A 13,516-nucleotide genomic window follows, 5' to 3' on the forward strand; every position below is an offset into this window, starting at 1 on the left:
AGCCCGCCGCCGCCCTGACCGCCGCCCGTCGGCAGGTTGGGCGCGGCCGGTCCGGCGGTGGCGCCGCTGCCGCGCCTGCGCACGAACAGCACCGCCGCGCCCGCCCCGACGACCAGCCCGGCCACGCCGGCGACCGCGACGACCTGCGAGTCGGGCGTGGTCTGGGAGACCGCGGTGCCGGTGGCCGGCTGCACGACCTGCAGCACGAACGGGCCGGACACCGACTGGGCCAGCGGGGTGGCCTCGGTGACCGCGGCGGTGACCGCGGCCTCGGCGGCCTCGGCCGATGGCGCCTCGCCGCCCACGGTGATCAGGGTGGTGTCGGTGACGACGCCCGCGGTGATCAGCACAGCGCCCTCCTCGACGCCGGCCGCCTTGGCCGCGCCCGCGGCCCAGCGGGGCTGGTCGAGCACCTCGGCGGCGATCCGCGGGGCCTGGCCGCGGGCCAGCGCCTCCCAGTAGTTCGAGATCTCCTCGGCCGGCACGTCCGGCCCGGGCAGCAGGGCCAGCTCCATCTCGGCGCGGAACCACGGCTTGCCCGTGCGGGCGAGGTAGAGGCCGACGGCCACACCCACCAGCGCACCGACGATGCCCAGCAGGGCGATGATGGCGGCGGCGCGCACGTTCAGCTTCGCGGCGGGCATCCGGTGACTCTCCTGTCCGTTCACGGAGCCACTGCTCCGCGGGCTGTGGGCGACTGCCCGGTGATGGCGTCGGAGTAGAGCTGGGCCAGGTTGCGGACCCAGCGTCGCAGGTCGAAGCGCTCCTCGGCCAGACGTCGGCCGGCCGAGCCGTACCCGGCCCGCCGGTCGGGGTCGAGCAGCAGCTCGACGACGGCGTCGCCGAGCGCGTCGGGGTCGCCGGGCGGGACCAGCAGCCCGGTCCGGCCGTGCTCGACGGTCTCGGCGGTGCCGCCGACCGTCGTGGCGACGACGGCGAGCCCGCTGGCCGCCGCCTCGATCAGGGTGGTGGGCAGCGCCTCGGTGAGCGAGGGCAGCAGCGCCATCGTCGAACCGGCCAGGATCTGCGGCACGTCGGTGCGGGAGCCGGCGAAGACGACGCCCTCACCGGCGGCGGCGCGCAGCGCGGCCTCGTGCGGGCCGTGCCCGACGATCAGCAGCACCGCGCCGGGCACCTTCTCCCGCACGTGCGGCCAGGCCCGCAGGGCGACCTCGTGGCCCTTCGGCTCGCGCAGCGCGGCCACGATCGTGACGACCGGCGCCCCGGCCGGGACGTCGATGTCGGCGGGGAGCGCGCGGGGGCCGTCGGGGGAGAAGCGGCTCAGGTCGACGCCGTTGTGCAGCACCCGCCAGGTCTGGCGGCGCGGCGGCACGACCTTGGCGCCCGCCGTGCGGGCGGCCTCGGACACCCAGACGAGCGCGGCGCCGCGCTCGGCCGAGCGCACCCACAGCCACTCCTTGATCCGGTCGGCGCGCGGCTGCCACGGCGGCGGCTCGTGGTGCAGCGTGGTCACGCAGGGCACCCCGGCCAGCCGGGCGGCCGGCGGCACCAGGATCCCGGCGTAGCCGAGGTGGGCGTGCACGACGTCGCAGCCGGACTCGCGGATGGTGCGGCGGATCTTGACCAGGGCGGTGGGGTCGAGCAGCCGGGGCACCCCGATGAACCGCGGGTCGAGGCCGGCGTCGGTGAGCAGCGGGAGGGTGACCGAGCGCTCGGGCGTGCGCGGCCCGAGGCAGGCCACGGCGAGGTCCAGGCCCGCCTCGGCGGCGGCCCCGTTCATCGTGGCGAGGAGTAATTCCGCGCCCCCGTACCCGAAGTTGTCGATGACGTGCAGGATCTTCACGACCGCCCCCGCGTGTACTCGCTCGGCCACAGGAGAACGTTGCGATGCAGTTCGATACGACCGCGCGGCTCCGCGGGCGCCGCGTGCTGGCCGGGACGCTGCCGCTGCTGCTCGCCGCGGCGATCACGGCGTGCGCCACCACGACCGCGGGCCAGCCGTCGGCCGCGCCGCCGCTGCCCACGTCGGCGGAGTTCTTCGCGGGGGAGGGCACCATCTGGCGCACCCCCGTGCCCGACAGCCCCGTCTACGACGAGCGCTCCGACGCCTACGTCGCCGGGTTCGCCGGTCCGCCGCCGGTCGTCGCGATCCGCAACTTCACCGCGCCGATCTTCGTGGCCGACGAGCGCACCGCCCGCTACGAGATCGCGCCCACGGCCTCCTACGCCACCCCCGAGGCCACCCTGGCGCGGGTGCCGATCCCGCCGAACGCGCTGGCCGACCCGGCCGACGACGGCCACCTCGCCGTGCTGGACACCACCACGAACTGCGTCTTCGAGATGTACCGGGCCGAGCGCGACGGCTCCGGCGGCTGGACCGCGGAGTGGGTCAACGCCACCCCGGCCGACGGCGACGGCATCTACCCCGACGGGCTGGCCACCCGGGCCAGCGGCTTCTCCATCGCGGCCGGGCTGATCTGGCCGGAGGAGCTGGTCGCCGGGCGCATCGAGCACGCGCTGGTCTTCGCCTACCCGGCCACCCGCGCCGGCGACCCGGTCGAGCCGGCCACCCGCAGCGACGGGCGCACCGACGCCCCCGACGCGCTGCCGATCGGCGCGCACGTCGTCCTGGACCCGGAGCTCGACCTGTCCACCCTCGGGCTCTCCGGCCCGGAGCTGACGATCGCCACCGCGCTGCAGGAGTACGGCATGTACCTCGCCGACTCCAGCCGCGGCACGAGCCTGTTCGCCGTGCACCCGCAGAGCTACCCCTACGACCCCTACGAGGAGGCGCTCGGCGCGGGCGACCTGACCTACTTCGGCATCGAGAAGATCCCGTTCGACCGGATGAAGGTGCTGGAGCTGGGCGCCGAGGTGACGCCCTACAAGGGCCCGGTCACCCCCAACCGCTGCTCGGACTCGGCGCGCTGACCTCACGACCGCACCCCGGAGGGGTTGAGCACGTCGGCGGGCACGTCCGAGCGGACGACGACGGCCGGGTTGCCGGCGACCATGGCGCCGGCCGGCACGTCCTTGGTGACGACGGCGCCGCCGGCGATCCGCGCGCCGCGCCCGACGGTCACGCCGCCGACGATGATCGCGTGCGGCCCGATCCAGACCTCGTCGCCGATGACGGGGTAGCCGGTGGTGCGGCTGCCGTCGGCGGCGATCCGGTCGCCCTGGCCCAGCGTCACGCCGTGGAACAGCGAGACGTCGGCGCCGATGACGGCCTCGGTGTTGACCACCGCGCCCCAGCCGTGGAACAGCCGGAAGCCGGGGCCGACGCGGGTCTTCCAGGGCAGGTCGACGGCGGCCTTCGCGCTGGCCACGCGGTGCGCGAGGATCGCGGCCACCAGCAGCGGCTTCGAGCCCGTGGCTCGCGCGGCCTGGCAGAGCCGCAGCGTCAGCACGACGCGGAAGGTCCGCTCCAGCAGCACGGCGCGCAGCAGGCGGGCCCGGGAGTAGCCGCCGAAGTAGCGGGTGACGTCGGCGTGGACGGTGGCCTTCAGGCTGTCGCGCAGCATCAGACTGTCTCCGGTTGCGGGGCGCGGCGGTTGCGGATCATCGTGCGGGCCGCTGCGGGCAGGGACGGCGCGAGCACCCACAACGCGGTGGCGTAGAGGATCACACCGATCGCGAAGCCCGCAATGAGCCGAACGGCGGCCGGCCAGTCGGGCACCAGCTGGAGGAGCCCGTAGACGGCGCCGGCCATCAGCGCCGCGGCCAGCACCGGCCCCCACAGCGCCGCGACGTGCTGGCGGATCGTCACCCCGAGGATCCGGCGGACCACGCTCAGCCGCACGACCGTCAGCAGGCCCTCGACCGCGGCCATCGCGACGGCGACCCACAGCGCCGAGTGGTGCGCTGCCCAGACGACCACCGGCACCAGCACCACCAGCTTCAGCGTGCCCAGCGAGGTGAGCAGGCCCGGCCGGCCCAGCGCCTTGTAGACGTCGCCGGCGTGGAAGTTGATCGAGTAGATGACGGTGAACACCGACAGCGCCGCGGCGATCCCGGCGGCCGGGGCGAACTGGGCGCCGTAGAACACGGCCACGACCTCGGTGGACACCGCGGCCAGGCCGAAACCGATCGGGGCGCTCAGCGCGACGACCGTGCGCACGGTCTGCAGGTAGCGCGCGGCGAGCGCGGGCTTGTCGTCCTGCAGCCGGGACAGCGCGCTGAACAGCACGTCGCCCACGACGGCGCAGAGGTTGATGACGACCAGGTCGGGGAGCCGGTAGGCGAGCGTGTAGTAGCCCAGCTCCTCGGCGCCCAGCAGCCGGCCGATGGCGGCGGTCGGGGTGTTGAACACGGCGAAGGTCAGGAACGCGACCGCGGTGACCGGCAGCCCGAACTTCAGCAGCGCCACCGCCAGCCGCCGGTCCATGCCCAGCCGCAGCGAGGTGCGCCCGAGCACCCAGTAGCCGACGGTCGTGACGAGGCTGCCGGCCAGCTGCGCCCACACCAGGCTCCACACGCCGACGCCGCCGGCGGCCAGCCCGATCGCCACGGCCGCCTTCAGCACGGCCCCGGCGACCTCGGGCAGCAGCCGGCCGCGGAAGTCGAGCCTGCGCCGCAGCGCGGCCATCGGCAGCACGCTCAGCGCGGAGATGACCAGCGCGATCGCCAGGACCTGCACGATCGGGGTGAGCCGCGGGTCGCCCAGCAGGAACGCGGCCACCGGGGCAAGCGCCGCGGCCAACCCGCCGATCAGCACCCCGGAGACCAGCGTCAGCGTCGCCCCCGTGGGCGCCACCTTCGACCACTGCTCGGGGCGCTGGACGAGCGCGACCCCGATCCCGAAGTCGCGCACGAAGTCGAACATCGTCATGACCAGCAGGGCCAGCGCGAACAGGCCGAAGTCGGCCGGCCCGAGCAGCCGGGCCAGCACCACCGTCATGATCAACGTGGTGGACTTGCTGAGGGCGAAGACGACGTAGTTCCAGCCCGCCTGACGGCCGAAGCTGCGGCCGCCCTCGGGCTCGGCAGCGGGGGGCTGGGAGGACATGGCGTAAGTAGACCGCCGGGAGTGCGTAGTAGGGCACTGTCGAACGGGTAACAACACCCTTACCGGTGCCGGGCCAACACCTGTACCTCGCGGCGATTATCCGCGAAGCCGCTGGTCGCGATGCTTCTCGGCATGAACAGCAGCGTCCTCACCAGCACCTCATCGGTGGCGATCCTCAGCGTCGTCAACCCGTACCCGGCCGACTCGGGCAAGAAGGTCGTGCTGGACGGCATGCTGCGCCACATGAGCGACCGCCTCGGCGTCGAGAACGTGCACTACCTGCTGATCGGCGGCAAGGCGCAGGACGTGCGGGCCGACTTCCCGGCCACCGTGCACCTGCTGCCGGCGCCCTCCGGCAAGGAGAAGCTGACCGCGCTGCTGACCCGCGTGGCCACCTTCCGCTCCAGCCTGCAGGAGGCGCTCACCCGCTCCGGCGGCGTCGCCCGGGCCATCGCCGGCAAGCTCGCCGAGCTGGACGTCGACCTGGAGGTCTACGACACCGTCCGGGTCGGCCAGTACGCGGCCGAGGGCGGCACCGCCCGCCAGATCTGCTACCTCGACGACCTGTTCTCCGAGCGCTACCGGATGATGCTCGACCGCATGGCGAGCCACCCCGAGCTGGCGATGAACCCGCTGGGCACCTTCGCCGAGCACGTCCCCGGCCCGCTGCGCAAGCTCGTCGACTCCACCCTCGTGCAGCGGGCGCTGCTGACCTTCGAGCAGCGGATGATCGCCCGCAGCGAGGTCGCCGCGGCCCGCCGCTTCGACCGCTGCCTGCTGGTCAACGCCCGCGAGTGCCGGTCGCTGTCCGAGCGCGCCTACGTCGGCTACGACGACGTCGTCGCGATCCCGCCGGTGGTGCGGGCCCGTGGCCGGCGCGACTACCGCGGCGCCCCCGAGTTCGTCTTCCTGGGCCTGCTGAGCCAGCCGTGGAACGAGGACGGCCTGCGCAGCTTCGTCGAGCAGGTCTGGGAGCGGCTGCGCACCCGCCGCCCCGACGCCCGCCTGCGGGTCATCGGCCGCGAGGCCCCGCAGTGGCTGCTCGACCTGGCCGCCGCCCAGCCGGAGAACGTCGTCGTCGAGGGCTATGTCGAGGACCTCGACGCCGCGCTGGCCGGCGCCGCCGCGATGCTCAACCCGGCCCGCTTCGGCACCGGCGTCAAGATCAAGGTCATCGAGGCGCTGGGCCGCGGCGTCCCGGTCGTCAGCACCCCGCTGGGCGCCGACGGCGTGGCCAGCGGCCGCGGCACCGGCGTGCTGACCCCGGCGGACGTCGAGTCCACCGTGGACGAGCTGGTCCGGCTCTGCGACGTCGACGAGAACCGCCGCGAGTCGCGCGCCGCCCTCGACCACCACGCGCGGCGCTACGGCCGCGAGGCGGCCTTCGCCGCCTACGACGAGGCGTTCGGGCTGACCGCGGCCCGCCCGGCCGCCGCGCAGGCGCCGGCGGCGGCGTGAGGGGGACCGCCACCGGTAGGGCGGTGCCGAACCGGCTCGGAGGGGAGCCCGGTCCGGCACCGCCCGCTCCACGTTGGACGAAACCCGCTCTCGCCCAACCCCGTTGGACGAGACCCGCTTTCGTCCGCGGTTGGACGAGCGCCACGTTCGTCCGCCGGTTGGACGAGAGCCGCGTTCGTGCGGCGGGGTCGGACGAGAGCCGCTCTCGTCCGGGAGAGGGCGGGCGATGATCTTGTTGGGGCTATCCCGCTCCGTCCAAAGTGCCTTTACGATCCCCCGAATGAGCGCGCTGCGGGTGCACCGGGTTCGACTGGGCGATCCGCACGTGGAGCGGGCCTGGCGGCGCCTGCAGGACGCGGGGCACGTCGACACGCCGTTCCTGAGCTGGCAGTGGGCCTCCGCGCTGCGCGACGTCCCCGAGCTCGTCGAGGACGCCGGCGTGCTGGTCGCGTGGCGAAGCGATGACGTCGTCGGGTTGCTGCCGCTGGAGCGCACCACCCTCGACGGCCGCCGGGTGCTCGGCGTCATCGGCTGGTACTGGGTGGGACCCGACCACACCGACGTCGTCGCCGCGCCGGACGACCGGGCGGAGGTCGCCGCGGCGATGCTCGCCGAGCTGGCCCGCACCCCGGGCTGGGACGTGCTCGACCTGGACGGCCTCAACCCCGACGGCGCCCTCGCGGCCGCCGTCGATGCGGCGTTCCCCCGACCGCGGTTCGTCGTGCGCCCCACCGAGGAGCTCCCGATCTCCTACGTCCCGCTGGACGGGGAGATCCTCAGCGGCCACGGCCGCAAGCAGGTCCGCAAGGAGATCCGCCGGGCCGAGGCGGCCGGGGGAGCGTTCAGCCTCGTCACCGACCCGGACCGGTTCCCGGCGCTGCTCGAGCGGATGATGGACCTGCACGTGGCCCGCTTCGGCGACCGCTCCCGCGTGTTCGCCTCCCCGGCCCGCCGCCGTTTCCACCAGCTCGCCGCGGCCCGGCTGGGCGACGCGGGCCTGGTGCGCCTGCATGAGCTGCGCGTCGGCCCCGAACCGGCCGACGCCGCGGCCATCACCTACACGCTGGCCTGGCGGGGCTCCCTGCTGTTCTACAGCGGCGGCCTGCGCACCGACATCGGCATGACGCCCGGCTTCTCGGTGCGCGCGCAGGCCATGCTGGCCGCCGCCGAGGACGGCTTCACCGAGGTCGACCTGCTGCGCGGCGACCACGGCTACAAGGAGCGCTTCCGCGCCGAGGTGCGCAGCGACGTGCGCCGCAGGGTGGCCCGGGTCAACGCCGGCCTGGTGCGGACGGTCGCCGCCCGCGGCGCCCGCGCGCTCGCGGGCCGCGCCCGCGACAAGGTCTCGGCCCTGCGCCCCGCCCCGGCCCCGTCGAGAACGAACTTGTCGTGATCAACAAGCCCTGTTGATCACGACAACGTCGTTTTCGACGGGACCGGGCCGCTGGCGCGGGAGGTGGTTGGTTGGACGAGAGCCGCTTTCGTGCGGCGGGGTTGGACGAGAGCCGCTCTCGTGCGGCGGGGTTGGACGAGAGCCGCTCTCGTGCGGCCAGACGCGGCGGCTGCGAGCACACCCCTGGTGCTGCGAGGAGGGGGCCGGTTGGGGGTTGGTGGCGCAGCGCTGGTGGGGGATCGCAGGGCTGGGGTGGTCGCGCAGCGCGGGGCGCTACGAGGACGCGGTCCGCGGTGCTGGTTGGGGGACGTCGCAGCGCTGGTGGGGATGGCGCAGCGCGCCGGCGGGCTGCGAGCCCACACCCGGTGCTGCGAGCACACCGCGGGTGCTGCGAGCACACCGCGGGTGCTGCGAGGGCGGCCGGCGACGCGGCGCTCGCCCCACGGGACGAGCGCGGCTCTCGTGCAACCAGCCCTGTGGATCACGACAAGTTCGTTCTCGACGGGGCGGAGCCGGGTGGCGCTAGCCGCTACGCCGGGCGGCGCAGTGGCCGAAGGGTAAGAAAAGCCTTCCCCGATGCCGCAACGGAGCTAGCCGTCGCGGAGATTATCTCGAAGGCCCAGGTCAGACAGAGTTCTCTCATCAGGACGAGCCGCCGAGGCGGCCACGGAAGAGGAGAGAGCAATGGTCGCCATCACCGCCCCCGCCACCCGCCCCCTGCGCTTCGCCCCGACCGGTGGTCACAACCCGGGTCGCGCGGCCGGTGCGGTCGTCAAGCAGGTGCTGGACTTCGTCGGCGCGCTCACCATCATCCTGCTGACCCTGCCGATCCTGGTCGCGGTGGCCCTCGCGGTCCGCGCCGACGGCGGCCCGGCCTTCTTCACCCAGACCCGCATCGGCCGCGGCGGCCGGACGTTCCGGATGGTCAAGTTCCGCTCGATGGTCGTCGACGCCGAGGCCCGCAAGGCCGCGCTGCTGGCCGCCAACGAGGGCGCCGGCCCGCTGTTCAAGATGAAGAACGACCCGCGGGTCACCCGGATCGGCGCGGTCATCCGCAAGTACTCGATCGACGAGCTGCCCCAGCTGTTCAACGTGCTGACCGGTTCGATGTCGCTGATCGGCCCGCGGCCCTGCCTGCCGGCCGAGGCCACCCGCTACACCGCCGAGATGCGCCGCCGCCACCAGGTCAAGCCGGGCCTGACCGGGCTGTGGCAGGTCAGCGGCCGCAGCAACCTCAGCTGGGACGAGTCGGTCGCGCTGGACCTGCGCTACGTCGACGACTGGTCGCTGGCGATGGACGTCAAGATCGCCGCCAAGACCTTCGGCGCCGTGATGGCCAGCCGCGGTGCGTACTGAGGTGGGCACGCAGTGCCTCCTGGGGGTGGGCCGGTCGGGCTACAGATCAATCGCCCGATCGGCTTTCCCCATGCTCGTGGTAGCAAGTGCCGCTGCGCGGTCGCGCTCCCCACTCGCCCGACCCGCTCGTCGCCACCCCCGCACACCCCAGTGCGCTCGCCCCGAACGGAGCGGACAGATGCCAGGGACCGGGCCCACGTCGTCCCTGACGACCGCAGACCCCGAGAGCACGACGGTCACCGCGCACGCGGTCCGCCCCGCTCCCCCCGTCCCCGCCGAGCTCCCCGCCCAGCGGCTCCCCGTGCAGCTCCCCGCCCCGGCGCCCGCGCGGCCCGGCACCGACCCCGGTCCCGGCCGCCCCAGCCCGGTCCGTCCCGGGATCGCCGCGTTCCTGGTGGTGCTCACCGGCTCGCTCGGGTTCTCCACCTGGGCCTGGCAGCAGCACCAGAGCCTGGGCGTGCTGGGCTGGGTGACGACGGTGCTGTGGACCGCCCCCATCCTGACCTCCCTGCTCGGCCTGGCCGGCGCGCTGCGCACCCGGCGGACCACCCGCCGCGCGGCCGACGAGCCGGCGCCCCCGCTCGTGCGCGACGAGTTCCTGCTGGTGGTGGTGCCGACGATCGGCCGCCACGACACCTACCCGGCGCTGGAGCGGGTCGTGCGCTCCTACGTCGAGCACCTGCCCACGGCGTTCGCCCGGCTGCGCGTCGACGTCGTCATCGAGGAGGGCTGCGAGGCGGCGGCGGCGATCCACCTGCTGGCCACCACCGTGCCGATGGTGCGGGTGATGACGGTGCCGGCGCGCTACCGGACCCCGGCCGGCACCCGGTTCAAGGCCAGGGCCAACCACTACGCGAGCATCCGCCGCGTCGCCGAGGGCCAGGTCGGCGACGACGTCTGGGTCCTGCACATGGACGACGACACCGGCGTCGACGCGCACACCGCCCGCGAGCTGGCCCGGTTCGTGCTGGCCCAGCGCGGCGCGGACGCGCTGCACCTGGGCCAGGGCGTGCTCACCTACCCCCGCGAGCACGGCGCGCACCGGCTGCTGTGGCTGGCCGACGCCGTGCGCCCCGCGTCGGACGTGAGCGTGTTCGCGGTGTCCACCGGCCGCGGCACGCCGCGGGCCGGGCTGCACGGGGAGCTGCTGCTGGTGCGGGCCTCGGTGGAGGCGGCGATCGGCTGGGACTTCGGGCCCCGCGCGATGGTCGAGGACGCGCAGTTCGCGCTGGCCTTCAGCCAGGCGTTCCCCGGCCGCAGCGGCTGGTTCCCGGCCCGCTCGCTGGGGGCGGCCCCGGTGTCGGTGCACGACTTCGTCACGCAGCGCGAGCGCTGGGCGTGGGGGCTGATGGAGCTGGCGGCCAACCGGGCGATCCCGCTGCGCAACCGGCTGCTGCTGATCCACAACATGGTGATCTGGGCGATCGGCCCGCTGCAGCACGTCGGGGTGATCCTGGTGGCCGGCGCGCTGCTGGGCGACCTGGAGACCCTGCCGGCGGTCGGCGCGGTGCTGCCGCTGTGGGCGATCAACTTCGGCTACCAGGTCTGGACGTACTGGGAGGGGCTCAAGCTCAACTGCCGGGTCTCGGCCGACCCGCGCAGGCGGTTGTGGGAGCGCGTCGCGGTCGTCGTGCTGATGCCGGTGTTCTCCCTGTGGGAGGCGGCGGGCGTGCTGCGCGGGGCCGTGCTGTTCCTGCGCGGCGGCGAGACCTCCTTCGCCGTGATCGCGAAACCGTTGTGAACGGCGGAGTGAAGGGCTGGCGCTGGGTGGCCGGCGCGGTCGTCGTACTGACCGCCGCCACCGTGAGCTGGACGGCCCCCGGGACGCCCGCGGCGGCCGACGCCGCGGCCGGTCCGGGCGGTCCGCGGGTCTCGGCCCCGTGGCAGCCCGGCCGCCCCCAGCTCGGGGTGCAGCTGTACTGGGTCGACAGCCCGGCCGACCCCGACGACGTCGTGCGGCAGAAGGCGCGCCGGGTGCTCGACCACGTCGTCGGGATGGAGGCCAATGCCGTCTCGGTGTCGTTCCCGTTCTTCACCGACGCCATCGACGCCGACGAGGTGCACGCCGACGAGCGCACGCCCGGCCCGCGACGACTGGCCATCGTGGTCGAGGAGGCGCGGGCGCTGGGGCTGCGCACCACCGTGCGCCCGCTGCTGGACGAGGCCAACCTGATCGAGCGGGACAACCTCGACTGGCGCGGTCGGCTCCAGCCGGCCGACCGGGACGCGTGGTACGCGTCCTACCAGGCCTTCCTCGACCCGTACCTGAGCATGGCCGAGAAGTCCGGTGTGGACACCGTCGTCGTCGGCGCCGAGCTGAACAGCCTGCAGGACGACCCGCGCTGGGGCCCGCTGATCGACCACGTGCGCTCGGTGTACTCGGGCGAGGTCGGCTACGCCGCCAACTGGGACGCCTACGCCGAGGCCGTCGACGGCGTCCCGGCCGACGCGGTCGGCATCGACGCCTACCCGCAGCTGGACGTCGACCCCGCGGCGTCGGTGCCGGAGATGACCGCGGCCTGGCGGGCCTGGCTCGACGACACCGCGCCGCCCCGGCCGGGCCTGCTGTTCTACGAGGTCGGCGCGGCCGCCGAGACGCGGACGCTGGACAATCCGGCGGTCCCGCACACCGAGGGCGCCGCGCTCGACCAGGGCGTGCAGCGGCGCTGGCTGGCCGCGGCCTGCCAGGTGGCCCGCGACCGGCAGCTGGCCGGGCTGTACCTCTGGAAGATCGAGTTCGACGTCGACCCCTCCCGCGCCGACCCGGTCGCCGACCTGCACGACTCGTTCCTCGGGCGGGAGGCGGAGCGCACCATGCGCGACTGCTTCGCGTCGTGGGGGGCCGTGCGGTGACCCATGTCGCCACCGGGGTGCGCACCCCGGCGGCGCCACCCCGACCCGTCCTCGCGCTGGGCGGCCTGGCCGTCCTGCTGGTGATGCTGCAGGGCAGCGGTGGGTTCACCGTCGAGCTGCTGGGCGTCGACCTGCTGCTCGCGGTGGCCGGGTTCCGGGTGACGCACGCCCTGCTGGAGGCCGCGGTGACGGGCGGGCGGGCGCCGCTGCGCGCCTGGTACGGCGACCAGCTCGGGCACCGGGTGGCGCTGCTGGTGATCGTGCTGGGCGCGGTGCTGCTGGTCGCGGCGGCCGGGCGGCCGGAGCCGGCCGCCCAGGCGGGCCTGGACGCGCTGACCGGGCTGCCCGGCGGGGGCAACTGGTGGCTGCACGCCGAGCGCACCGGCCTGCTGGAGGCCCACGGCCTGCCCCGCGACTGGTACGCCGACCGCCCGGGCGCCGTCGACCCGCTGGGCCTGCTGTGGCTGGTCGGGCTGCTGGTCCAGCTCGGGCTGGTCTGGCCGCTCGTGCTGGTCCCGCTGCGCCGGCTGCTCGGGGTGCGCACCCGGCGCGCCGCGCTGACCCGGCTGCTGCCGGTGCTGCTGGCGCTGGCGTACCTGGCCTGGCTGGTCGGGCCGCTGCGGACGGCGGGCGGCGCCCCGGTCGCCGAGCTGGCGCTGGGCACGCACGTGCGGGCCGCGGAGTTCCTGCTCGGCGCGGTGGCCGCGGTCGTCGTGGTCGGGCTGCACGGGCGGCGGATCCCGGCGTGGGTCGCGCCGGCGCTGGCGGTCGCGGGGGTCGCGGGGCTCGTCGCGATGGCCGTGCTTGCGAGCTGGTACCCGATCGAGTGGTTGCGCACGGGCGGGCCCGGTGGGGCCGCCGCGGCCGGCGCGCTGCTGCTGCTCGCGGCCCAGCTGCCGGCCGGCGGCCCGGTGGCCGGCGCGCTCGGGCGGGGCCTGCCGCTGGAGCTCGGCCGCGCCGCCTACCCGCTGCTCCTGCTGCACCTGCCGGCGTTCTGGCTCATCCAGCAGGGCGTGCCGACGGTGCGCCCGGCCGCGCTGCTGCTCACCGGGGCCGCGCTGGCCTGGCTGGTCGGGCTGCTCCTGCAGGACGGGCTGCTGCGGCGCCGGCGGACGCGCTGGACGGCCTGGGTGTCGGTCCCACTGGTCGCGCTGGCCGCGCTGGCGGTCGGTGCCGGCGGTGCGGGGCTGTTCCTGCGGGGCACCGACCTGCCCCCGCCGGTACCCGGCCTGCCCGGTCTCGTCGACGGGGTGGGCGACCGGCCGGTCGTGCTGGTCCTGGGCGGCTCCACCGGCGGCGACCTGGCTGCCGCGCTCGCCGCCGCGGGCAGCGACTACGCCGTCCGCGACGCCACCCGGCCCGGCTGCGGCCTGCTGCCCAGCGCCGTGCCCGAGCCCGAACGGGCCCGGACGAGCGCCTGGGCCCAGCTGCCCGGGCCGGCGCAGCCGCCCTGCGCGGGGTGGGCCGTGCGGTGGCGCGCCGAGATC

General features: G+C 75.1%; 11 protein-coding genes. 7 read left to right on the plus strand and 4 right to left on the minus strand.

The features are described 5' to 3' along the window. Together KIK08_RS32420 and KIK08_RS32425 are read right to left on the minus strand one after the other, a co-directional pair. On the minus strand, positions 1-644 hold a 644-nt coding region (locus tag KIK08_RS32420; protein WP_214407130.1), incomplete at its 3' end, for a hypothetical protein. Between the two features lie 20 nt (positions 645-664). Further along, positions 665-1,834, minus strand: coding sequence for a glycosyltransferase family 4 protein (locus KIK08_RS32425; RefSeq protein WP_214407131.1), 1,170 nt, complete (start codon positions 1,832-1,834; stop codon positions 665-667). Between the two features lie 14 nt (positions 1,835-1,848). Between KIK08_RS32425 and KIK08_RS32430 the strand changes: the two genes are divergently transcribed. Beyond that, a complete protein-coding gene (locus KIK08_RS32430) occupies positions 1,849-2,892 on the plus strand; it encodes a hypothetical protein (protein WP_214407132.1) in 1,044 nt (347 codons plus the stop codon). A gap of 2 nt (positions 2,893-2,894) precedes the next feature. Here the strand turns inward: KIK08_RS32430 and KIK08_RS32435 are convergent, their stop codons facing one another. Continuing rightward, complete coding sequence (locus KIK08_RS32435) at positions 2,895-3,485, minus strand: serine O-acetyltransferase (RefSeq protein WP_214407133.1); 591 nt, start codon at positions 3,483-3,485, stop codon at positions 2,895-2,897. After that, positions 3,485-4,969 carry an oligosaccharide flippase family protein gene (locus KIK08_RS32440; protein WP_214407134.1) on the minus strand — a complete coding sequence of 495 codons (1,485 nt, stop codon included), beginning with the start codon at positions 4,967-4,969 and terminating at the stop codon, positions 3,485-3,487. Before KIK08_RS32440 ends, KIK08_RS32435 begins: the two co-directional genes overlap by 1 nt. A gap of 132 nt (positions 4,970-5,101) precedes the next feature. Here KIK08_RS32440 and KIK08_RS32445 point away from each other — a divergent pair, with 132 nt between their 5' ends. From KIK08_RS32445 to KIK08_RS32470, 6 genes are all read left to right on the plus strand, one after another. After that, the gene (locus tag KIK08_RS32445; protein WP_214407135.1) at positions 5,102-6,427 is read left to right on the plus strand and encodes a glycosyltransferase family 4 protein; all 1,326 of its coding nucleotides are present in this window, start codon (positions 5,102-5,104) and stop codon (positions 6,425-6,427) included. Positions 6,428-6,707: 280 nt separating this feature from the next. Continuing rightward, positions 6,708-7,820 (plus strand): GNAT family N-acetyltransferase, encoded by a 1,113-nt coding sequence (locus tag KIK08_RS32450; RefSeq protein WP_214407136.1) that lies wholly within the window; start codon positions 6,708-6,710, stop codon positions 7,818-7,820. Between the two features lie 684 nt (positions 7,821-8,504). Further along, on the plus strand, positions 8,505-9,176 hold the full coding sequence (locus KIK08_RS32455) for a sugar transferase (RefSeq protein ID WP_214407137.1): 672 nt from the start codon (positions 8,505-8,507) through the stop codon (positions 9,174-9,176). A 178-nt stretch (positions 9,177-9,354) separates the two neighbouring features. Next, the gene (locus KIK08_RS32460; RefSeq protein ID WP_214407138.1) at positions 9,355-10,917 is read left to right on the plus strand and encodes a glycosyltransferase family 2 protein; all 1,563 of its coding nucleotides are present in this window, start codon (positions 9,355-9,357) and stop codon (positions 10,915-10,917) included. Beyond that, on the plus strand, positions 10,914-12,029 hold the full coding sequence (locus tag KIK08_RS32465) for a glycoside hydrolase family 113 (RefSeq protein WP_214407139.1): 1,116 nt from the start codon (positions 10,914-10,916) through the stop codon (positions 12,027-12,029). The genes KIK08_RS32460 and KIK08_RS32465 overlap by 4 nt, the downstream gene beginning before the upstream one ends. Further along, positions 12,026-13,516 (plus strand): hypothetical protein (locus tag KIK08_RS32470; protein WP_214407140.1); only part of this gene is annotated, 1,491 nt, incomplete at its 3' end. The genes KIK08_RS32465 and KIK08_RS32470, both read left to right, overlap by 4 nt.

Origin of the sequence: Pseudonocardia lacus (assembly GCF_018531445.1) — a bacterium.
Taxonomy (GTDB): domain Bacteria; phylum Actinomycetota; class Actinomycetes; order Mycobacteriales; family Pseudonocardiaceae; genus Pseudonocardia; species Pseudonocardia lacus.

What these genes read in the sequence shown, in the direction of transcription:
- KIK08_RS32445 (WP_214407135.1), top strand. Translation starts at nt 5,102, where the DNA reads ATGAACAGCAGCGTCCTCACCAGCACCTCATCGGTGGCGATCCTCAGC.
- KIK08_RS32435 (WP_214407133.1), bottom strand. Translation starts at nt 3,485, where the DNA reads ATGCTGCGCGACAGCCTGAAGGCCACCGTCCACGCCGACGTCACCCGC.
- KIK08_RS32460 (WP_214407138.1), top strand. Translation starts at nt 9,355, where the DNA reads ATGCCAGGGACCGGGCCCACGTCGTCCCTGACGACCGCAGACCCCGAG.
- KIK08_RS32430 (WP_214407132.1), top strand. Translation starts at nt 1,849, where the DNA reads ATGCAGTTCGATACGACCGCGCGGCTCCGCGGGCGCCGCGTGCTGGCC.
- KIK08_RS32450 (WP_214407136.1), top strand. Translation starts at nt 6,708, where the DNA reads ATGAGCGCGCTGCGGGTGCACCGGGTTCGACTGGGCGATCCGCACGTG.
- KIK08_RS32440 (WP_214407134.1), bottom strand. Translation starts at nt 4,969, where the DNA reads ATGTCCTCCCAGCCCCCCGCTGCCGAGCCCGAGGGCGGCCGCAGCTTC.
- KIK08_RS32455 (WP_214407137.1), top strand. Translation starts at nt 8,505, where the DNA reads ATGGTCGCCATCACCGCCCCCGCCACCCGCCCCCTGCGCTTCGCCCCG.